The 19,130-nt window shown below is 61.7% G+C and carries 23 protein-coding genes; 5 read left to right on the forward strand and 18 right to left on the reverse strand.

Annotated features, from left to right (window positions below; genetic code table 11):
- Positions 1–113 precede the first annotated feature (113 nt).
- Entirely contained in the window at positions 114–1,415 is a 1,302-nt protein-coding gene (locus P1Y20_RS01495) for a site-specific integrase (RefSeq protein WP_304446888.1), read from the forward strand.
- 5 nt (positions 1,416–1,420) lie between these two features.
- Here the strand turns inward: P1Y20_RS01495 and P1Y20_RS01500 are convergent, their stop codons facing one another.
- Positions 1,421–1,678 (reverse strand): hypothetical protein, encoded by a 258-nt coding sequence (locus P1Y20_RS01500; protein WP_304446889.1) that lies wholly within the window; start codon positions 1,676–1,678, stop codon positions 1,421–1,423.
- Positions 1,679–2,231: 553 nt separating this feature from the next.
- On the opposite strand from P1Y20_RS01500, the gene P1Y20_RS01505 reads away from it, so the two are divergent.
- Genes P1Y20_RS01505 through P1Y20_RS01520 form a run of 4 tightly spaced genes read left to right on the forward strand, consistent with a single transcriptional unit; the run spans position 2,232 to position 8,989 of the window.
- Positions 2,232–5,018 (forward strand): hypothetical protein, encoded by a 2,787-nt coding sequence (locus P1Y20_RS01505; RefSeq protein ID WP_368662132.1) that lies wholly within the window; start codon positions 2,232–2,234, stop codon positions 5,016–5,018.
- Positions 5,011–5,949 (forward strand): hypothetical protein, encoded by a 939-nt coding sequence (locus P1Y20_RS01510; RefSeq protein WP_304446890.1) that lies wholly within the window; start codon positions 5,011–5,013, stop codon positions 5,947–5,949. The genes P1Y20_RS01505 and P1Y20_RS01510 overlap by 8 nt, the downstream gene beginning before the upstream one ends.
- 2 nt (positions 5,950–5,951) lie before the next feature.
- Positions 5,952–8,597, forward strand: coding sequence for a DUF1156 domain-containing protein (locus P1Y20_RS01515; protein WP_304446891.1), 2,646 nt, complete (start codon positions 5,952–5,954; stop codon positions 8,595–8,597).
- Between the two features lie 2 nt (positions 8,598–8,599).
- Positions 8,600–8,989, forward strand: coding sequence for a DUF8076 family protein (locus tag P1Y20_RS01520; RefSeq protein ID WP_304446892.1), 390 nt, complete (start codon positions 8,600–8,602; stop codon positions 8,987–8,989).
- Between the two features lie 90 nt (positions 8,990–9,079).
- Here P1Y20_RS01520 and P1Y20_RS01525 read toward each other — a convergent pair whose 3' ends face one another.
- The 17 genes from P1Y20_RS01525 to P1Y20_RS01605 form a co-directional block, all read right to left on the reverse strand.
- Positions 9,080–10,450, reverse strand: a complete 1,371-nt coding sequence (locus tag P1Y20_RS01525; protein ID WP_304446893.1) for a DUF8148 domain-containing protein — start codon at positions 10,448–10,450, stop codon at positions 9,080–9,082.
- Between the two features lie 93 nt (positions 10,451–10,543).
- Positions 10,544–12,049 carry a preprotein translocase subunit SecY gene (secY, locus tag P1Y20_RS01530; protein ID WP_304446894.1) on the reverse strand — a complete coding sequence of 502 codons (1,506 nt, stop codon included), beginning with the start codon at positions 12,047–12,049 and terminating at the stop codon, positions 10,544–10,546.
- A complete protein-coding gene (locus P1Y20_RS01535; protein WP_304446895.1) occupies positions 12,049–12,543 on the reverse strand; it encodes an uL15m family ribosomal protein in 495 nt (164 codons plus the stop codon). The genes secY and P1Y20_RS01535 overlap by 1 nt, the downstream gene beginning before the upstream one ends.
- A complete protein-coding gene (rpmD, locus tag P1Y20_RS01540) occupies positions 12,543–13,007 on the reverse strand; it encodes a 50S ribosomal protein L30 (RefSeq protein ID WP_304446896.1) in 465 nt (154 codons plus the stop codon). The genes P1Y20_RS01535 and rpmD overlap by 1 nt, the downstream gene beginning before the upstream one ends.
- Positions 13,007–13,645 (reverse strand): 30S ribosomal protein S5, encoded by a 639-nt coding sequence (locus P1Y20_RS01545; protein ID WP_304446897.1) that lies wholly within the window; start codon positions 13,643–13,645, stop codon positions 13,007–13,009. The genes rpmD and P1Y20_RS01545 overlap by 1 nt, the downstream gene beginning before the upstream one ends.
- A complete protein-coding gene (locus tag P1Y20_RS01550) occupies positions 13,642–14,196 on the reverse strand; it encodes a 50S ribosomal protein L18 (RefSeq protein WP_304446898.1) in 555 nt (184 codons plus the stop codon). The genes P1Y20_RS01545 and P1Y20_RS01550 overlap by 4 nt, the downstream gene beginning before the upstream one ends.
- A gap of 2 nt (positions 14,197–14,198) precedes the next feature.
- Positions 14,199–14,642, reverse strand: a complete 444-nt coding sequence (locus tag P1Y20_RS01555; protein ID WP_304446899.1) for a 50S ribosomal protein L19e — start codon at positions 14,640–14,642, stop codon at positions 14,199–14,201.
- A complete protein-coding gene (locus P1Y20_RS01560; protein ID WP_304446900.1) occupies positions 14,635–15,369 on the reverse strand; it encodes a 50S ribosomal protein L32e in 735 nt (244 codons plus the stop codon). The genes P1Y20_RS01555 and P1Y20_RS01560 overlap by 8 nt, the downstream gene beginning before the upstream one ends.
- Entirely contained in the window at positions 15,369–15,905 is a 537-nt protein-coding gene (locus tag P1Y20_RS01565) for a 50S ribosomal protein L6 (protein WP_304446901.1), read from the reverse strand. The genes P1Y20_RS01560 and P1Y20_RS01565 overlap by 1 nt, the downstream gene beginning before the upstream one ends.
- The gene (locus P1Y20_RS01570; RefSeq protein WP_304446902.1) at positions 15,905–16,297 is read right to left on the reverse strand and encodes a 30S ribosomal protein S8; all 393 of its coding nucleotides are present in this window, start codon (positions 16,295–16,297) and stop codon (positions 15,905–15,907) included. The genes P1Y20_RS01565 and P1Y20_RS01570 overlap by 1 nt, the downstream gene beginning before the upstream one ends.
- A 2-nt stretch (positions 16,298–16,299) precedes the next feature.
- Positions 16,300–16,479, reverse strand: a complete 180-nt coding sequence (locus P1Y20_RS01575; RefSeq protein ID WP_304446903.1) for a 30S ribosomal protein S14 — start codon at positions 16,477–16,479, stop codon at positions 16,300–16,302.
- Position 16,480: 1 nt separating this feature from the next.
- Positions 16,481–16,999: a 50S ribosomal protein L5 gene (locus tag P1Y20_RS01580; RefSeq protein WP_304446904.1), complete on the reverse strand. Its 519-nt coding sequence runs from the start codon at positions 16,997–16,999 to the stop codon at positions 16,481–16,483.
- On the reverse strand, positions 16,996–17,703 hold the full coding sequence (locus tag P1Y20_RS01585; RefSeq protein ID WP_304446905.1) for a 30S ribosomal protein S4e: 708 nt from the start codon (positions 17,701–17,703) through the stop codon (positions 16,996–16,998). The genes P1Y20_RS01580 and P1Y20_RS01585 overlap by 4 nt, the downstream gene beginning before the upstream one ends.
- Entirely contained in the window at positions 17,696–18,058 is a 363-nt protein-coding gene (gene rplX / locus P1Y20_RS01590) for a 50S ribosomal protein L24 (RefSeq protein ID WP_304446906.1), read from the reverse strand. Before rplX ends, P1Y20_RS01585 begins: the two co-directional genes overlap by 8 nt.
- Positions 18,055–18,453 (reverse strand): 50S ribosomal protein L14, encoded by a 399-nt coding sequence (locus tag P1Y20_RS01595; RefSeq protein ID WP_304446907.1) that lies wholly within the window; start codon positions 18,451–18,453, stop codon positions 18,055–18,057. The genes rplX and P1Y20_RS01595 overlap by 4 nt, the downstream gene beginning before the upstream one ends.
- Positions 18,454–18,455: 2 nt before the next feature.
- Entirely contained in the window at positions 18,456–18,830 is a 375-nt protein-coding gene (locus P1Y20_RS01600; RefSeq protein WP_304446908.1) for a 30S ribosomal protein S17, read from the reverse strand.
- Positions 18,821–19,129 carry a ribonuclease P protein component 1 gene (locus P1Y20_RS01605; RefSeq protein WP_304446909.1) on the reverse strand — a complete coding sequence of 103 codons (309 nt, stop codon included), beginning with the start codon at positions 19,127–19,129 and terminating at the stop codon, positions 18,821–18,823. The genes P1Y20_RS01600 and P1Y20_RS01605 overlap by 10 nt, the downstream gene beginning before the upstream one ends.
- Position 19,130: the final 1 nt, after the last annotated feature.

The raw sequence follows: 19,130 nt of genomic DNA on the forward strand, positions 1-19,130 counted from the left end.
TCCTCGCCGTGAAAAACACCGAGGAGGGTGTCGCCGTCAGTCGCTCGACTGTCCGAACATCTGGCGCATTTTCGGTGCGACAACCCTATAATCTGTCCCCACGTACTCCTGTCATGGCGGACGTAAACGATGCTGGAGGTCTCGAACAAAAGCACGTTCGGCAGCTCGAACTCCTCGAAGGTTCGAATCTCGACGAACGTGACCGCGAAGCGATTCACGCGTTCCACGACCACCGAGAGGCTCAGGGATGGGCCCCGACCACGCTCACGACCGACTTGAGCACTCTCCGAAATGCCGGTGAACGGGCTGCCACTCCATTGATTGACATGGGAAAGAGTGACCTCGACGACTTCCTGGTCCTTCTCACCCGACCCGCGGACGAAGGTGGATATGAACTCGACCCGACTGGTGGCGGAATGTACAACTACTGCCGAGTCCTTCGGTTGTTCTTCGAGTGGCTCAACGACCGCGACGAATACGGAGCATACCTCTTCTGGGAGGACATCGAGATTCCCTCCCAAGAGGTCAGAGCGAAGGACCCTGATATGCTCCTCACCCCGGGGGATGTTGAAGACCTGAAACAGGCCGCCGGACGTGGCCGGAACACGCAGCGAGACCGTGCTCTCATCACATTTCTCGCCGATGGTCCCCGTGTTACGCTCACCTCTCAACTCCGGGTCGGGGACGTACAGGTCGAAGGCCCTGACGCCCACTGGAAACCGAACTCCGAGGCTGTTGGGGGACACAAAGGACTCGATGATAGAAAGCGCCCGCTGCTCTGGTCGATGGGCGAACTGAAGACCTGGATAAACTTCGGTCATCCAGACCCCGAGAACCCTCGCGCTCCGCTCTGGACCACGCAGGGATACGACCCCGAACGTCCTCAAGAGGGTGCACTGTCCCCTGACGGAATCCGAAGTGTCCTCGAACGAACCGCTGAGCGAGCGGATATCGACAAGCCGGTCAACCCGCATGCATTCCGCCACGCGGCGATGACCCGACTCAGTAACGAGGGGGGGCTGAACCCGCAGCAAATCCAACATGTCGCCGGATGGAGCGATGACCGGATGCTCGCTATCTACGACCAGACGACGGACGACCAGCGTAACGACGGGATTCGAACGCAACTCGGAATCCCAACTGCTGGCGAAGACGACGGTCCGGACATGGAACCCGTCCCGTGCAGTAACTGCCGTGAGCTGCTCCAACCGAGCGAGCGCTTCTGCCCGAAGTGCGGCGAACCGAAGGACCCCGGTGTCCGTCTCGCCAAGAGTCGCATGACCGAAGACGTCTCCGCGGGACTCATCAACGAGGCGGACGACCCCGAGCGGACTCAACTCCGGGCGCGACTTCAACAGGAGCTCGGGAAGGACGAGGTTGTCAACCTCCTCATGGACCGTCTCCTCGACGAGTAGTCCCTTCATTTGTCATTCGTGGAATCACTCAGGAGGTGCGCTCGGTCTGCGGCTTCAGGCGTTCGACCGTAGGCGAGCGCCAACAGGATTCGGGCCAGGTACGCGTCAGGGCTTCCATCCCCTGCAATCTCCTTGGCGGCCTCCTCGTGAGACCACACTAACTCGATTAGTTGGTGGAGCTCTTCGGGGTATTCCGCGAGGTCAACTTGGTCGTTCGTAAGCTGTTCAGTCGAATCGATGGATGGTTTGTCTTCTGTGGACATGGTTCTGTGATAGTGTGTTTTATACGAACCTCTAATCAAGGGGTAATCAATTGCTGTATGGCGGGTTACGACAGCGGTGTTTTCAACATACCGTCCGTGAACGGGTCAGCATCTGTGACGCCAGTTGTCTGCTGAAGTGAATAAGCGTTATGCGAATCCGAGAAGTGTAACTATATTTCTCAAGTATCTCTGCCAATATCATAATTAACATTGAGCGATATGTCCTATAGAGTTCACAGAATTATTAGTAAATATTTCAGACGAGTACGTGTAGGGGGCTGTGTACTACTTCGACAGCACACTCGCCGTAGGGGGATATTCAGCATTCATATAAACACATACTTCGTGGAGTGTCTTGATTAATACAAATTATTGGCCGTCGGCCTCGGAGTAGGTAGTGTTCAGGCCAGGGTTCAGGAGTCCATTATCTCGATATAGCATTATATTTGACATCTCTCGCTTGCGCGAATCTCTACTATGGTAAGCATTTTTAGCGTACTGGTTCACATGACGGACATGGATTTCCGAGTCAGACCGAACGGCACCGGTGTCCGTGATGACTGAGCGGGTTATCGCTGAGTACGCTTCTCCAAGTGAGGAGATTCGAGGGGAAGATGAGACAATCGACCCTGCCGGGCTACTCGACGAGGTCAGTCTGTACAATCTCTACGACGACCGCGAATCACCCGAGCAGGATGCAGAGCGTATCCTCGATATCACCTACCCCACAGAAACGCTCACGACGATTATCCACAACACGGCTCGTAAGCTCCGCAGCGATGCCGATTTCGACGAAGGGGGGCAAATCATCGGCGGCGGATACGGGAGCGGGAAAAGCCACATCGAACTCGTGGTCTACCACCTGTTCAATTCGCCCGATATCGGCCAGCGATGGCTTGACCAGCGCGGTCTCGATATCGACCTCCCCCAAGAGACACAGACGGCCGCGCTCCAGATGTTCAACTTGGATAGGGACTACGACCGGCTTTCGGTGGCCGTCGGAGACTATCTGGGTATCGACGAGTGGACGGATGGGAGGGCTCCGACTGTTCATCAAATCCGAGATACCCTCGACGAGACCCCTACCTTGGTGCTCATCGACGAGTTCGAGCGGTGGTTCGGGATGTCGAACCGGTCGGAGTATCGTGACGACAATCTCGCCTTCCTACAGAATCTCCTCGAAGCAGCAGGTCGTGACGACACACCGTTGAGCGTCTTCGTCTCGCTCCTATACGAGAACGAATCAGTTCAGGCGATTACGCAGCGAACGAACCCATTCACTCACGACCTCTCCTCTCGACGAGACGAGAAAATTGAGTTCATCCTCCACCGACTCATCGGTACCGTTGACGATTCAGCCGGCGTCGCCGCACTCGCCAAAGAATACACGGACGTCTACCGCCAGAACGACCAGATCCAACTCGAAGATTATCAGCGGATGCAGGACCGCATCAAGCGGTACTATCCGTTCCACCCGGTCATGCTTACGCTCTTGATGGAGAAGTACTCCGAACAGCGGATTAGTTCGGATGCGCGGGGGCTCCTTCGGTTTCTGGCTGAAATCCTCCGCGATAACTACGAGCGAGTGGACCTCATCCTGACCGGTGATATCGATGTCTTCGGGTATACAGACCGGTTCCAGTACATCGACGCTCCGCTCGTCGGGAAGTACATCAACGACTATCATCGCCTGCAGCACTCAGACGGGACATTCGGGGAGTTCACCGAGGAGCTCCTCAATATCGTTTTACTCCATAGTCTCGCCCGTGCGGGCGAAGAGGGCGCGAACAAGCGCCAGATGTTGATGGGGACGATGCGCAAAGGCGCTAATGCCCACCGCATCTATCAGACGTTCTCTGAGGCGGTCTACGGCCACGCATGGCACATCCATCGCATCAACGGGGAGTTCGCCTTCGATGTCGACGAGAACCCGGCAGCGCGCATCGAGAAGAAATCACAGGATATCCATAAACACGATGCGATTCATCGTGTCGAATCGCTCATCCGAGACGACCTCTTCGCTGGTCACAACAACGTCTACATCCTTGACCCGGTCAACACCGAACAGGACATCCCTGACAACAAGGCACTGAAAATCATCGTTTCACTGGGTGCGAGTCGAGACTACGATGAGGCGTTCGAGGACCTCACGACTGGGCAGCAACGCGAGTACAACAACTCGCTCGTCTTGGTCACGCCCGGGAAGCGCTCGGGTGTCGATACGAACACTGGCATCATCGAACTGGCGCGGAAGGTCGTCGCTGGCGAGTGTCTCATCCGCGAAGAGAACGTCCTGCCGGAGGGCTTCGATAGCATCAACGACCAGAACTACCAGAACCTCCGCGACCGCGTTCGCGACAAGTATGGGACCGTTCACACCTCTACCGACCGAGGGTTGTTTCCACAGGACCTCCCGACAGGCGGGAACACGGACTTCTACGCAGCGACCATCGAGGTCGTCAAACCCGACAGCAGTCAGCTGCGCTCGGAGGTGAAAAAGGCCGTCAAGGAAGCTGGTCCTGCTGGGATTCAGTACGAATACCTCAAAAACGACTTCTACCGAAACACCGCGTACACTACCCTCACCAGTGAGGACGAACTGCGAGATGCTATCGACTCGCTCTGTCGTGACGGTGTGCTCAAGGTCGGGACGTATTTCGAGGAACGCGTTGGAAGCCTCGGCAGTGACACCAACCTCGCTCACGAGCAGTACGTCGAAGACGAAGAAGAGGATGAACCGAACACCATCAGCATCGACACGCGACAGACCACTGACGAGGGGACAGCTCAGACGAAGACGGGCGATTCTCGTGGTGAGGGTGCAACCACGACCACGTCGACATTTGGGTCGGCAATACTGGAGTGTCCCAAATGTGGAGACGAACTGCAGGGGACTACCTGTGACTGTGGCTTTGAGTTCGATGCGACGGACGTCAGGGAAGGGAAGGTCTCCATCAAGGGGATGTCGGCTGATGACCTCCTCAGCGAGTTCGGTATCGAGCACGATGACGGACCACGAATCCAGCCTCATCCCGTCATGGGGACCATCGATGCCGACAACAAGCCAGACCTCATCGACACGCTTGAGCGTGACATTGGCATCGAGTGGGAGATTCACGAGGTCACTATCAGAGTCCGAGGCACGCTGACGACCGATGATCTCTCCGCGTACGGCATTACTGCCGGCGCACTCGACCAGCGCGTCTCGCTCGACGAGACGTTTGTTGTCGACCCGGCCGAGCCGATGTCCCGACAGGCGTTGTTGAGTCTCGTCTGGGACTTAGACGTTCCCGAACGGGCATCGTTCGACGTCAGTCTCAAGGTGGACAAAAATGACTGAGGGACTGTACGGGGCCGAGGAGTTCGACGCGCTCCTTCACAAGGAGAACGTTTTCGACGGCGTATTCGAGTGCTTTCGGCGTATCTGGGACGACGAGGACGCACTCAGTGACCGTCAGCTCGACAACTCAGAGTATCGAACTCGGCTCCTTGAACGCGAGTTGGCGAAGGTCTACCCCACGTTGTATGACGACCTCCGAGACCAGATGGGTGACCACCCTATCACAAGCTTGGACGATGGCTGTGGCGTCATCATGGACGCATTGAGTCTCCGCGAGGGGTTCCGCCTCGAACGAGAGCTTGCCGACGAACACGATTGGAACGTCTCACTCTCATGGGCGCCCATCGAGCGGCTTCCCAGTGAGACGAAGTTCATCTGTCCAGAATGGTTCGGCGTCCAGAGTCCCTCGGCCGTCGATCGTGAGGACTACCGCTACATCGGTGACCTTGAGGTGCCACAGCTCCCCGACACGTCACCCGAGTACGTTTGGACGCGACATCCCGATAAACGCCTTGAAGAGGCACTCAAGGGCAACTACTCGACTGAAGAAATCGAGGACATCTACGAGGATACGAAGACGCTGCTTGAAGACATCGTCCACGAGAGTGTCCACACGTCGTTCCTCGTGACGAGCGACCACGGCTACGTGAATCACCTCGGGAACTCGCCGTACTCACTGCCCGATAAACAAGAAGAGTCGCTCTCGGCGAAGTTCAGCGGTCGATTTTGCGAAGTCGGGAACAGTCAGGCGTACCAACTGCTCGAACAGGCGAACATTATTCAACGGGTACGGGACCACTATCTCGTGCGTGGTCACTACAACTGGACGAAACGGGGTGCGACGAAGAAAATCATGCATGGCGGGTTCAGCCTGCCGGAGTGCATGACCCCGGTATTGCACATCGAAACGAACGCGGCTGGAGGTGCTTGAACATGGAATCCTGGGACAAACTCCCTCTTAATTTGATGGACCAGTTGGCAGAGAAAGAGACGTACAGGCGCGACGTGTACCGCCCCATCTACTCGCTACACAAATGGTGGGCGCGTCGCCCCGGTTCAACGTTCCGCTGTCTCGGTCTGGCAGCGCTGACAGACGACACAATTGACAAAGACGACATCCTGACTGAACGGGACAGTGGGAGTCACGATGGACTGTACATCGATTCGTACAACGAGCAACTCAACCCGAACGACAAACATATCGACCGTGACGTCACTGTCCTCGACCCGTTCGGTGGGGGCGGGACGACACTGGTCGAACTGAACCGCCTCGGAGCGGACGTCATTGGCTACGAACTCAACCCGGTCGCGTGGTGGACGGAAAAGAAGTCGATGGACGACGTCAACCTCGATGTCCTCAAACGCGAATTCGACCGGATTCTGGAGGAGGTCCGCGAGGAACTTGGAGAGTACTACACGACAGTTGACCCCGAGACAGGACAGGAGTGCGAAGTACTGTACTACTTCCAATCACAGCGAATTCCGTGTCTAACCTGCAAGGAAGAGGTTCAGTTGTTCCCCAAGTATCAGCTTGCAAAAACCATGAAAACACGGTCAGGAGCCCTCTACTGCCCTAACCAAGGTTGCGACGACCGGATTATCGAACTTAAGGAACGGAACAAGGGGCGTCAGCAAGGAGACAAGGTTTCGGTTGTTGGTGGAGACACCATCACTGTCTCAGAAGATGGACACGAGGTCTGTCCGAACTGTGGTCATGAATTTGACCCCAACGATGGTACCTACGGATATGGGAAGTACACTTGCTCGAGTGGTCACAAACATGACGTAAAGGAGACTCTCCAGCGGCACGGCGAACAACCGACATTCGAACGTTTCGCTCTGCAATATGTAACTCCTCGCGGTGACAAGCGTATCAAGGAGTTCACTGATGTAGACGAGAAACGCGTCAAGAAGGCAGATATCCATTTGAGTGGGGAACGTCCTGAGCTTCCAATTCCCCAACAGAGCATACCGAGCGGTGACAAGACAGACGCTCTGTTGAACTACAATTATGAGGAATTCAATGAATTGTACACGGACCGTCACCTGCTTACCTTCGGTCTGCTCTTCAAGAAGGCGATAGAGACCAGACAACAGCAGTTCGAAGATGCCGCGGCAACTAAGGTGTCAGAATTGTTGATAACGACCATCTCTGCGTCATTGGAATATAATTCAAAACTTTGTCGGTGGCACCCAGGCAATTCCAAGGGTATCAGTGTTTTTGAACGGCACGCCTACAGTCCGAAGGTACAGCCAGTTGAGCCTAACCCCCTGAATAATGCGGGAAACATATCTTCACTCAGCAATTTCTTCGACAAAGTTTACGATGCGAAAGAATTTTGTGAACGACCATTCGAAAAAGTGAAAAATAGTAGGAATGGTGATGTAGAACAGTTCTATGTTGAACGTGAGTCTATTTCCGAGAGGAGAGTTCGTGGCCTAAATTGCAAAACGTCTGAACGGCTCGACGAAGCTGACGAGTCGGTTGACTTCGTCATCACGGACCCACCGTACTACGACAACGTCCAGTACTCCGAGCTTTCCGATTACTTCTATGTCTGGCTGAGAGAGTGCCTCTACGATGAGTATGACGAGTTCAAACCAGAACTCGTTCCGAAGGCGCGAGAAATCGTCGCGAACAACAGCGCGAATAAAGACGAGGAGTTCTTTGTCGAGTCGCTGGCGAACGTCTTCTCGGAGTGTAACCGCGTACTGAAGCCGGAAGGCGAGATGGTGTTCACGTACCACCACAACGAGAACGAAGCGTGGTCCGTGATACTGGAAGCACTCATTCGAAGTGGATTCACTATCACGGGAGCGTACCCGGTTCAGTCGGAGATGCCGAACAACCCCCACATCTCCGAACTCGATAACGCGGAGTACGATATCCTCGTCTACGCCAACAAGGAGCGAGTCGACGAAGAACTGACGCTCACAGAGCTCAGGCAGAGCCTCTTCTTCGAACTACAGGACATCGAGGCAGAGGAACGCGAGCGTCACGAGGACCTCTCGAAGGCTGACCTCGGCGTCATCCTCCGCGGGAAGTGCATGTACTACTATTCGAAGCACTACCCCGACGTCTACACGGACGGTGAGAACGTTGGTATTGCCGAAGCACTCGACACCGTCGACTCGGTCATTGAACAGGTGCTCGAAGGCTCCGTGAACCTTCCCGCAAGCATCGACCCACTCTCACAGGCGTATGCCGCGTTCTGCCAGCGCGGCTCCGAGGAGTTTGATAACCTGAACAAACATCTACTCGCGAAGAACCTGAACGTGAGCGACCTCGAAGACGAGAAACTTGTCAAGGGGCCACGAAACAAGAAGGAGCCAGTCGCCGCAGATGAACGCATCACCTACATCGAGAGCAAGCTCAACAAAGGGTCGAACGGCGACGCGTTGCTGGATATCGACAAGGTGCAGTATCTCTACCACCTGTACAAGACCGACCAGAACACTGCTGAGTACCTCAAGGAGTGGAAGACTAACGACCGAGAGGAACTCGCCGAATTCATGGCCGAAGTGACCAACGACGAGCGCTACGAGAACGTGATGGAAATGAACCTGAGTCAATTCTAACTATGACACTCCAGCAAGGATACAACATCGTGACCGAACGCCTCATCGAGACTGATAGCGAACTTGGGGCGCTCTCGTTCTTCCGAGCGCTCGCCAGCAACGATGCCATCGAGACGCCAGTCACGGTGACGAGCCTCGAAGACCTGCTCTACAACGCGAGCGGGGACGACCGTAGTGCCATTCTCGCTGTCCTGCGTCAAACAATCCGACAGTCTCGCTCACTCGGGACGATGGATGCGGTACAGTTCCTCATCGATGGTCGACTCGTCGAAGACGACGAATTCCGCGTTCGCGTAGAGCGAAGCGGGGACGTTGAGTACCTCGACGTCGGACAACTCTTCGTCGAGGAACCTCAGCGGATGAGTCCAACGCAGGCCGTCGCGCGGAAGTAGACCGCCTGCGCCGGAGACACTCTTCAACGAAACGGGGATGGTGAAGATACCTCTATAGGGGCCCGGAAGCCGGAGGAGAGCTGGTAATAACTATGACACACAAGTGGTTACAGGCGGCGGGTCGGTAATCTCCGTAGTTGGATGGTATTGGGAACCAGGAGTGACAACGCATGCTCCGTTCGTTACACTCGCCGGGAACTGCTCGTATCGGGCGGTACCGAGGTATCGCCAGCGAGACGACTCCGGTCTCCTCTCACCTTCCCGCTCTGTCTTCAGGACGGGGGAAGCGGTGAACACCCGCGTGTTGGTTGCCCAGTACAGCGCGACCTGTGCCCACGTTCGAGCGCGGTCGCAGAGCGCTGGTCGAGCGTGCGGTTCCGACGATTCGCTCGTCTCCGGTCGCTCACTCATGGAGGTCGCTCCACGAAGCGCATTCGCTCCCCGCTGGAGAGTGGCTACGTCAGTGTCGGCCACCTCGTCGAATTCGTGGAGCATCTTCGCGAGGTATCGACGGGGGGAATAGGCCGCTCCCGTCGGTCGGCTGTTCCGCCAGAGCCACCGACCGTCGCGGTTAGTGAGCTGCCGTACGTCCACAATCTCGCCACGGTCGCGACGTGCGCTCCAGTACGTCGCGATGCGCTTCTGCGGGGCAACCCACGGAACACCGAAGAACACGACGTGGGCGTGAATGAGGCCCCTCTGCGTGAACTCACGAACGACCAGCGACGGCGGGCGCTCGCCGAGCTGGGCAGGACTCGCCAGCCACGACCGGAAACGATTCAGGTCAGTACTCAGCGAGTCAGCCGCCGCGTATATCGACTCGAAGCGCTTCGGGTCAGTGGTCAGTGTCACGAGGACCGCTCGGTCGGAGCGCTCACTCGCGCGCTCCCAGGCGGTGTTGTAGCGCTCGACCATCCCGGCAACTCGACGGGAGGAGTTGAAGCGCGTCTCGTAGGGAACGAGTAGGTGCTCGTCGGGATTGTCCCTCGCTTCGAAGGCGTGGAAGCGGTCGTCCGTAGCGTCGCGTTTCGCTGCGAACGCCCCGAGGAAGTCTCCCCAGACCGGGTCGTCGTCGATGGTCCGACGACGGCGGAGCATGTTCTTCGCGTTCGACAGGGCGACCCCGGTCCCGTCGGTCGGTTTTGCGCCGTGCTTACTTGCAGTCAAGTGAAAGGCAGCCGGTCGGGGTTCAACCCACGTAAGGCCGTCCTGTCGGGTGGTTTCGAAGAGTTTTGGGTAGTTCTCGTAGAGGCGCCGAGCGAGTTGCGCGTCTGCGCCAGCGAGGTCCGTCTCCTCGCCGAAGAGGTCGCGTACCGCGCACGCAATGGGGGCTCCTTCGGGCCACTCGCAGGCGTATTCGAGGAGTTGGGTCTTCTCCGCTGCTCGTGGATGGTCGGCCCACGGCCTCTGGACAGGGACCTCCCCAGAGGTGGTACTTTGACATCCGACCGCGGAGGTCACGCGACCACCTCGCCGAGATAGTCGCGCTGCTCATGTTCGTGAAGTCCCGAAGAAACGGAATCGTGCGGGAGAACCCCGCTGCCTTCCAGATTATCAGCTATTCGCGCCGAACATCTGGCGCATCATGGGGTGCATCTCCATGAGCTGTTCTTCGGCGATCTCCTCGTACAGTTTGTACGTGATGGAGACCGTCAGCAGCAGGCCCGTCCCGGAGACGGTGCCGATGGTGCCGAGCATGTTCGCCGCGACGGCGAGCAGGCCGACGAGGGCGCCGCCGATGACGGTGACCTGCGGGATGTAGCGTTCGAGCACCTTCTCGATGACGCCCGGGCTCTTCCGGAAGCCCGGAATCTGCATCCCGGAGCGCTGGATCTGCTGGGCGGTCGCCTCCGGCCCCATGCCGGTGGTCTCGACCCAGAAGATGGCGAAGATGGCGCCGCCGATGACCATGAACGTCAGGTCGACCCCGATGCGGATGAAGATGTCCACGGGTTGTGTCGAGAGCGCCGGAATCCACTCCTGCGGGGAGTAGATGGGCGCGAAGTAGTAGAACAGCCCGCCGCTCGGCTGGAGCTGTCCCTGCTGGGCCGTGTACGTCCCCAGCCACGGCAGTTCCGTGCCGAAGATGGTGATGACCTGCTGGCCCGGGCTCTGCGAGACGAGGATGCGCCCCAGGAACTGGATGTTCGCCTGCAGCGCGCGGACGAGGATCATCGGCAGGACGCTCGCGTAGATGAGCTTCACCGGGAAGCGACCGCGCGCGCCGCGGACCCGCGAGTGGCTGAGTGGGATCTCGACGCGGACGGACTCCGCGTAGACGACGATGCCGAAGATGAGTAGCGTCGTGAACAGCGCGAGCAGTTCGCCCTCGCCGAACAGCAGGAACTCGATGCCGCTCAGCTGCGTGAGCGGCCCGGTCTGGACCTGCCCGGTGAGGATGCCGAACCAGGTGGCGAAGAAGCCGTCCTGGGCACCCTCGGCGAGCCCGCTCCAGCCGAAGAACCCGCCGATGAGCGCCTGGCTCACGCCGGCGATGATGAACAGCCCGACGCCGCTCCCGACACCCCACTTCGAGATGACTTCGTCCATGAACAGGATGAGGAGACCGCCGACGGCGATTTGCGCGAAGATGAGCACCTGCACGGCGAACAGGGACGTGCCGAGCTCACCCGCGAGCTGAGGGCTCGCCGGGAGGAAGTTCCCGAAGAACACCAGCGGGATGCCCGTCAGGAAGATCATCACCACGACCAGCAGCTTCTGGAGCCCCTGATAGATGGACTGGTCGCGCGGGTCGTTCGTGTCCAACCCGAGCAGGTTCGCACCGCCCAGCAGCTGCAGGACGATGCTCGCGGTGACGATGGGACCGATACCCAGCTGCAGGATACTCCCCTGTCCTCCGGCGAGGATGGTGCGGAACTGACCGAACGCGTCGGTGCCCGAGCCCTGGAGGCCCCAGATGAGCACGTTCGTCAGGAAAAAGTACAACACGAGGACGCCCGCCGTCCACGTGAGCTTACGGCGGAACGGCACGTGTCCCTCCGGACGGGACACTGTGGGCATCCGCGTGAGTACCGGTGCGGCGGTCTCCTTCCAACTCATTACTCGTCCGGTCCGGAGTCGTCGGGTGTATGCTTTTCGGCGTGGCGAGCCTCGCCGCGTTCGGTGAGGGTGGCGCTCCCCCCCTCGTCTTCGATGAGGGAGACGGCGCTGTCGGAGAACGCGTCGGCGGTGACGTCGAGGGTGTTGAACACCTGGCCGTTGCCGAGCACCTTCACGGCGTCGGCGCTGTGGCCGTCCTCGGCGACGTCGCGCGCGTCGACGGCGTAGCCGTCGTCGGTCTCCTCGGCGACCCCCTCCTCGACGTGGAGCGCGATGTCCTCGTCGAGCTTCTGGAGGTCGACGGTGACGACCGTCTCCTTCGCCTTCTCCGGGCGGTTGAAGCCGTACTTGCCGAGCGGTTCGTACTGGTGGAACTCGTGTTTGTTGCGCCCGGCGCGGCCGCGACCGCCGCGGTTACCGGCCCCGCGTCGGTTCTTGTGCGTGCCGCCGCCGTGCGTGCGCGAGCCCCGCTGTCTGCGTTTCTTGCTGGTCATTATCGCATCGAGGTGAGGAGGTCGTCGATCCCCTCGGTGGTGTGTTTGCCCAGCTGGCCCCCCTCCTTCGTGGGGTGCTTGATGCCGTCGTGGCCGCCGCGCGGCGGGTGGAGCCGCAGCGTCGGCGAGAGACCCTGCTCGCGCAGCGTCGTCTCCTCGGCCACGATGGCCTCGGCCAGCGCGTCGATACTGCCGTAGTCCGTGTTGTCGGCGACCCACTCGTCGTCCACGTCGTCGCTCCCCTCGGCGGGTTCGGCGCGCGTCGCGACGAGCGTCGCGACGACCTCCTCCGAGGGTTCGCCGTGGGCGACCCAGTCGTTGACCTTCGTGACCATCCCGCGGTAGGCCTCGGTGTCGGGCACGAACGTACAGTGGTTGACGCGCCCGAGGTTGAGCATCGACATCGTGTCGCGGACGCCGGCGCTCATGTCGACCTCGCCGCGGACCTGCACGAGCGCCCGCATCAGCGGGCCTCCTGCTGGACTTCACGGGCGCGCTGGGGCGTCCGAGATTGCGAGACGTTCTCCAGTGCCTTGTAGGTCGCCTTCGCGAGGTTGACCGTCGTCCGGGTGTTGCCGTGGGACTTCGTCCACGCGTCCTCGATACCGGCGAGTTCCAGGACGCTGCGGACGGTCGGCGCGGCGGCCAGCCCCAGCCCGCGCGGCGCGGGCATGATCTCCACCTTCACGGAGCCGGCCTTGCCGGTCGTTCGGCGCATCAGGGAGTTGACCCCGCCGGGGCGGTCCTCCCACGACCCCGAGCCGCGGGGGACGGCGATGATGTTCAGCTTCGCCACCTCGATGGCCTTCTGGATGGCGCCGCCGACCTGGTCGTCGCGACCCTCCGCGTAGCCGACGTAGCCGTCCTTGTTGCCGACGACGACCGAACACCGGAACTTCACGCGTCGCCCGGAGTCGGTCATGCGCTGGACCATGTTGATGTCCAGCACGTCGTCTTCGAGGTTGGGAAGCAGACGGTCGACGACCTCCGGCTCCTTGAGCGGCAGGCCCGTCTCGAGGGCCTGGCCCATGTCCGTGACGTCGCCGTCGAGGACCATCCGGCCCAGTCGCGTCTTCGGCTCCCAGCCGTTTCCGTTACTCATCGGTCTTCCTCCAGTCGTTCTCGTACGTCATCGAAGTGCTCAGGTAGCGTGCTCGCGTCGAAGTCGCCGCCGTAGAGCGGCTCGTCGCGCTGCTCCGCGTAGTCGGCGATGTGCTCGCCGCGGGTGCGCTCCCACTCCGCGAACACCTCGTCGTTGTGCGGGACGTCGAGGCCGGCGTCGATGGCGCCCTCCTGGATGGCGAACACCTTGCTGCCGGGCGTCGCCGTGTTGAGGCCGATGTCGAGTACCGCCTCGTCGAGGCCCTCGTCGACGGCGCGCAGGCCGGCGAGGTAGCCGGTCAGGTACGCCGCGGGGAGGTTCCCCGTCGGCGCCTCCCAGCCGTAGTCGGCGAGGTCGCTCGAGTGAGCGCTGGCTAGCGTGCGGTCCCCCTCGTCGCTGGTAGTCACCAGCTGCGCCCTGGCGTGCTTGTTGCTCGTGCGAGCAACGAGGCGTGCGCTGCCGGATTTCAACAGGCGCAACCGCTGATGGTAGTCCGTTCGTGCCTCGCGGCGGCGCCGCATCGGCACTTTGTATCGTGGTCCGGTTGCCATTGTTAGTAGTTGTTCTCCACGTATCGTTCGAGGTCACTCACGCTGTCGAACTCCCCGCCGCTCGCCATGCCGTACAGCTCGCGGTACTCGGAGCGGTCGAGTTCGCCCGAGTCTCGGAGGTCGCGCAGCGTCGCGCGCTGGGCGCGAATGCGACTCATCCAGCTCTTCTTCTTGCCCTCGCGGGCGCCCGACTTCCCCTTGCGGGAGCCGGGGCCCTTGCGGTGGCCGTAGGCGCGCTTGCGGTTGCGCTCGCGGGCGCGACCGCGCGAGTTCGAGCGCGCGTCACTCTTCGTGTCGATGGTCCCCTGCGAGACGAGTTCGCGGATGTCCTCGCGCGTGATGGCGTCCGCGATCTCGCCGTGTGCGTCGGGGTCGAACCAGACGCGGTTCTTCCCGACGTCGAGGACGTCGGCCGCCAGTCGCTTCTGTGCGCTCAGGTCAGTCATTGACTTCCACCTCGACGTACGTCGGGTTCAGGACGCGGATGCCGGCGTCCTCGGCTTCCTCCTCGATGCGCTCGCGCTTGCGCGCGCCGACCGTGGAGGCGATGCGGACGGCCTCGGTGTCGCCGTCGACACCGTCGAGGTCCGCGACGTTGTGCACGTGGACCTCCTCGAAGCCGCTCGGGTGCAGGCCGCGGACCGCCTTCGGCGTCCGGTAGCCGGAGTGGACCTTCGGGCCCTTCCCCTTGAAGCCGCGGCGCTGTTTCGACAGGCCGCCGCGGGGGCGTCGCCACGACTCTGGCGTACGCTTCTTCTTGTGGTAGTCCTGGCGGCGGAACGCGGGCGTGCCCTCGCGCTTGCGCTGGGCGAGCAGCCGGTCGGTCTCCTCGTCCAGCGTGGGCGTCTTCTCCGCGAGCCCACGGGGCTGCAGTTCCGTCTCGACGTCCTCCTCGGCGGGCGCTTCGGCCTCGGGGGTCTCGTCTTCGATCTCCGCCTCGGTCTCGTCCTCCTCGCGGAGTTCGAGTCCGCCGACGTCGGCCTTGATACGCGCGGCGAGCGCGTTCCCGATGCCGTCGGCTTCCGCCAGTTCGTCCTGGCTCGCGGCCCGGACGTCCTCGACGGTCTCGAAGCCCGCCTCCCGCAGCGACTCGGCTTTCGCCTCGCCGACGCCGGAGATGTCGGTGAGCTCCGCGACGTCCTCGTCGTTCCGGTCGTTCTCGTCGTCTGCCATCAGGCATCACCTCGGTTCGGTTTCGACGTGATGTATACCCCGTCCTGGAAGACGCGGTTGTCCTTGTCGTTGATGCGGGTCAGCTGTTCGATGTCCGCCGCCGTCTGCCCGACGGCTTCCTTGTCCGGCCCGGAGAGGACGAGTTCCTCGCCGTCGACCTGGACCTCGGTGTCGCCGTGGACGGTCGTCCGTCGGGGAGCCTTCTCCCCGAGGAAGTTGTTGATGACGACGTCCTCGCCCTCGACGTTGACCTGCATCGGGAAGTGAGAGTAGAGGACCTTCATCTCGTACTCCCAGCCCTCGGTCACGCCGTGGACGATGTTGCGGACGTGGCTCTCGAAGGTACCGACCGTCGCGTTGGTCTTTCGGTCCTCCTCGTCGCTCTCGATGACGACGAGGCCGTCCTCGACGGCGACCGACACGTCGGGGTACCACAGCTTGCGAGTCACCGAGCCGTTGGGTCCCTCGACGGTGAGGTCGAGGTGGTCCAGCGACGCGCTGACGTCTTCCGGTAGTTCGATTTCGGTTCGGGTCATTAGTACACGTACGCGATGACTTGGCCACCGATGCCCTGGTCGCGGGCCTCGTAGTGGCTCATGATGCCCTCGCTCGTCGTGACGACGAGCGCCCCGTAGTCGCGCGCCGGCAGGAACCGCTTCTCCCACCGTTCGTACTCGTCCGCCTTCGCGGAGTAGCGCGGCTTGACGGGGCCACATTCGTTGATGGCACCCTTCAGTTCGACCTCGAACCGGCCGGCTTTCCCGTCGTCGACGAACTGGAAGCCGTCGATGTACCCGCGGTCGTAGAAGACCTCGAGGACGGAGCCGATGGTGTTCGAGGCGGGCTGTACCGTCTGCGTCAGATGGCCGACGCGCTCGGCGTTGTCGAGGCCGGAGAGCGCGCTGGCGAGGGGGTCGTTGTCCACCATGGTTAGCTGTACTTCTTGAAGCCCATTCCACGGGCGATCTCGCGGAAGCACTGCCGGCACAGCCAGATGTCGTACTTGCCGACGAGACCCTGCTGGCGCTCGCAGCGCTGGCAGGTCTCGAGCTGGCCGGTTCGCTTCGCGGCGTGCTCGCCAGTCTCCTGTTCGGTTTCGCTCTCGCTCATATCAGTTCACCTCGACGTCGAACTCCGCCTCGAGGAACTCGATGGCGTCCTCGACGGTGAGTCGGTGTTTCGACGGTATCTGCCGGGTGACCGCGTCGCGCTTGCGGACGCGGTAGCCGGGACGGACGAGGTTGACCGTCACGTCCAGCCCGTAGATACCGATGCTCGGGTTGTACTCCTGGCTGGGGAAGTCGGTGTGGTCGTCCACGCCGAAGCTGAAGTTCCCCGTCTCGTCGAACTGCCGACGCCGGATGTCGGCGAGTTCGAGCGCGGTGTCGAGGAACTCGGCGGCGCGCTCGCCCCGGAGGGTGACCTTCGCGCCGATGGGGTCGCCCTCGCGGATGTTGAACTCCTGGACCGTCCGCTTGGCGACCGTCCGGACCGACTCCTGACCCGTGACCGCCTCGAGGATGTCCTCGGCGTTCGCCAGCGGCTGTCCGCCCTCGCCGATGCCCATGTGCACGACGACCTTCTCGACGGTCGGCTCGCGCATCTCGTGGAACTCGGCCGACTCGCTCATTCGTCACTCACCCCGTCGGTGAAGTTCTCGTCGATGACGACGACGTACTCCTCGACGGTCTCGAAGCCCTCGCCCTCCTCCTGGGAGACCGAGACGGTGTTCGAACCGCTCCCGGCGGTGACGGTGATCTCCTCGACCGTCCCGATCTCGCCGGCGTGGCGGCCGTCGACCGCGGTGACCAGCGCGCCCTCCTCGTAGGCGAAGTGTGCGACGATGTCCTTCGACTCGTTGTCGACGACGACCGAGTCCTTCCCGGCGACGTCGTCGTCGTCCGTCAGCAGCGTCTGGCCGTCGTGCAGCGTCAGTTGCGTGTCGCCGCCGGCGACGGTGCGCTTGCCGACGACCTTCCCGAGCTTCGAGTCGGCCGCGTCGGCCGCGATGGCCGTCAGCGCGAGCCGACCGCCCGTGCCGGGGAACACCCGGTAGTACTCGTCGCGCTCGGGGAACCCGAGGATGTCGAACATCCCGATGGGGCGGCGCTCGTCGCGGGCCGCCTGGCCGTTGACGAGCACGCTGTCGTTGTCGAGCGCGTAGCGCGCTTCCTTCTTCGAGTCGACGTAGCCGAGCACGTCGCGCAGCAGCACGAGCAGGGGAACCCCCGCCTCACCGTGCGGGCCCGCGCCCGCCTTCACGGTGAAGGTCGCCGTCTTGCGCTCGACCGGCCACGACTTCGGTACCGAGAGTCGTTTCTGGTGTTTACTCATCGTCTTCGTCCTCCGTCAGTCGCGCCTCGCGCACCTCGTCCGAGAGGTCGAGGTCGGTCACGCGGACGTTGCTCGCGTCGAGGCTCCGGGGGACTTCCTCCCCGTCCGCCTTCTCGATGGTGACGCCCTCGACGTTGACGACGGCGTCCCGGAGGTCGACGCGGGCCACCTCGCCGGTCTCGCCGGCGAAGTCGCCGCGAAGCACCTCGACGGTGTCGCCGACGTTGACGCGGACGCTCCGCCGGCCGTGCTCGTCGCGGAGCTCCGGCGAGAGCGGTGCGCGGACCTGCTTCTGCCGCTCGTGGAGCGGCGCGTTGGCGCGTTGGTTTCGCTGTTTGCGTGGTTGTCGGGTCATACGATCATCGTCGCCGTACTGGCGATGCTGCCGAAGCGTTCTGCCACTTCCTGCGCGATGGGGCCCTTGATCTCCGTCCCGCGCGGGTCCTCGTTCTCGTCGACGATGACCCCCGCGTTGTCCTGGAACTTCACCCGCGTCCCGTCGGGACGGCGGATGGCCTTGCGCTGGCGTACGACGACGGCTTCGAGGACCTGTCGTCGCATCTCCGGGGTCCCCTTCGTGACCGAGACGGTGACCTTGTCACCGAGGCCGGCCTTGGGGTGGCGGTTCTTCGTGCCGTGGTAGCCCGAGACGGAGATGACTCGGAGCTCGCGCGCGCCGGTGTTGTCGGCGCACGTGATGAGCGAGCCCTTCTCCAGACCGGGCGTCACGTCGGCGGTGAGTGCCTGCATGGTCACTCACCCTCCGACTCGACGGTCGGCGTGCTGATGGTGTCGCTCGCTGTCTCGAACCGCTCGACGACTTCCACCGCGACGTGCGATTTCGTCTTCGAGAGCGGTCGTGTCTCTGCGATACGGACCGTGTCGCCTTCCGACAGCTCGAGGCAGGCCGGCGCGTGTGCCGGGATGCGCGAGCGTCGTTTCATGTAGCGGTCGTACTTCGGTACGAACACGTCGTACTCCCGCTCGACGACGACGGTCTTGTCCATGTCCGTGGAGGCGACGCGCCCCTCGACGGTCTGCCCGCGCACCGAGAGGGTGCCGTGGAACGGGCAGTTCGCGTCGGAGCAGGTCTCCTCCGGTTCCGGAACGTTCAGTCCTATTGCCATTGTGATCCTCGTGTGCGTTCGGTGCGTCGGGCCGGTCGCGCGACCAGTCGCTCGCCCTCGACGACGACGTACTCGCGGTCGTCGGTTCGCGGCTCGTCGCCGCTCGCGGGCAGCGCGAACTCGAACGTCGCGACCGCCTTCGGCACCTGCACGGGCCGAGCCCCCTCCACCGTGAGCGTGTTGGTCGTCTCCATGACGACCTCGCCCTCGACGCCCACGAGCGTGGGGTCGGTCGACTCGACGACCCGCACGTGCAGGCCGACGAGTTCGTGTCGTGGGAGGGTCTCGGCTGTCAGCATG

The sequence above is a fragment of the Halomarina ordinaria genome (assembly GCF_030553305.1).
In the GTDB taxonomy this organism is placed as follows: Archaea; Halobacteriota; Halobacteria; order Halobacteriales; family Haloarculaceae; genus Halomarina; species Halomarina ordinaria.

What these genes read in the sequence shown, in the direction of transcription:
- P1Y20_RS01495 (WP_304446888.1), top strand. Translation starts at nt 114, where the DNA reads ATGGCGGACGTAAACGATGCTGGAGGTCTCGAACAAAAGCACGTTCGG.
- P1Y20_RS01500 (WP_304446889.1), bottom strand. Translation starts at nt 1,678, where the DNA reads ATGTCCACAGAAGACAAACCATCCATCGATTCGACTGAACAGCTTACG.
- P1Y20_RS01510 (WP_304446890.1), top strand. Translation starts at nt 5,011, where the DNA reads ATGACTGAGGGACTGTACGGGGCCGAGGAGTTCGACGCGCTCCTTCAC.
- P1Y20_RS01515 (WP_304446891.1), top strand. Translation starts at nt 5,952, where the DNA reads ATGGAATCCTGGGACAAACTCCCTCTTAATTTGATGGACCAGTTGGCA.
- P1Y20_RS01520 (WP_304446892.1), top strand. Translation starts at nt 8,600, where the DNA reads ATGACACTCCAGCAAGGATACAACATCGTGACCGAACGCCTCATCGAG.
- secY (WP_304446894.1), bottom strand. Translation starts at nt 12,049, where the DNA reads ATGAGTTGGAAGGAGACCGCCGCACCGGTACTCACGCGGATGCCCACA.
- P1Y20_RS01535 (WP_304446895.1), bottom strand. Translation starts at nt 12,543, where the DNA reads ATGACCAGCAAGAAACGCAGACAGCGGGGCTCGCGCACGCACGGCGGC.
- rpmD (WP_304446896.1), bottom strand. Translation starts at nt 13,007, where the DNA reads ATGCGGGCGCTCGTGCAGGTCCGCGGCGAGGTCGACATGAGCGCCGGC.
- P1Y20_RS01545 (WP_304446897.1), bottom strand. Translation starts at nt 13,645, where the DNA reads ATGAGTAACGGAAACGGCTGGGAGCCGAAGACGCGACTGGGCCGGATG.
- P1Y20_RS01550 (WP_304446898.1), bottom strand. Translation starts at nt 14,196, where the DNA reads ATGGCAACCGGACCACGATACAAAGTGCCGATGCGGCGCCGCCGCGAG.
- P1Y20_RS01555 (WP_304446899.1), bottom strand. Translation starts at nt 14,642, where the DNA reads ATGACTGACCTGAGCGCACAGAAGCGACTGGCGGCCGACGTCCTCGAC.
- P1Y20_RS01560 (WP_304446900.1), bottom strand. Translation starts at nt 15,369, where the DNA reads ATGGCAGACGACGAGAACGACCGGAACGACGAGGACGTCGCGGAGCTC.
- P1Y20_RS01565 (WP_304446901.1), bottom strand. Translation starts at nt 15,905, where the DNA reads ATGACCCGAACCGAAATCGAACTACCGGAAGACGTCAGCGCGTCGCTG.
- P1Y20_RS01570 (WP_304446902.1), bottom strand. Translation starts at nt 16,297, where the DNA reads ATGGTGGACAACGACCCCCTCGCCAGCGCGCTCTCCGGCCTCGACAAC.
- P1Y20_RS01575 (WP_304446903.1), bottom strand. Translation starts at nt 16,479, where the DNA reads ATGAGCGAGAGCGAAACCGAACAGGAGACTGGCGAGCACGCCGCGAAG.
- P1Y20_RS01580 (WP_304446904.1), bottom strand. Translation starts at nt 16,999, where the DNA reads ATGAGCGAGTCGGCCGAGTTCCACGAGATGCGCGAGCCGACCGTCGAG.
- P1Y20_RS01585 (WP_304446905.1), bottom strand. Translation starts at nt 17,703, where the DNA reads ATGAGTAAACACCAGAAACGACTCTCGGTACCGAAGTCGTGGCCGGTC.
- rplX (WP_304446906.1), bottom strand. Translation starts at nt 18,058, where the DNA reads ATGACCCGACAACCACGCAAACAGCGAAACCAACGCGCCAACGCGCCG.
- P1Y20_RS01595 (WP_304446907.1), bottom strand. Translation starts at nt 18,453, where the DNA reads ATGCAGGCACTCACCGCCGACGTGACGCCCGGTCTGGAGAAGGGCTCG.
- P1Y20_RS01600 (WP_304446908.1), bottom strand. Translation starts at nt 18,830, where the DNA reads ATGGCAATAGGACTGAACGTTCCGGAACCGGAGGAGACCTGCTCCGAC.
- P1Y20_RS01605 (WP_304446909.1), bottom strand. Translation starts at nt 19,129, where the DNA reads ATGCTGACAGCCGAGACCCTCCCACGACACGAACTCGTCGGCCTGCAC.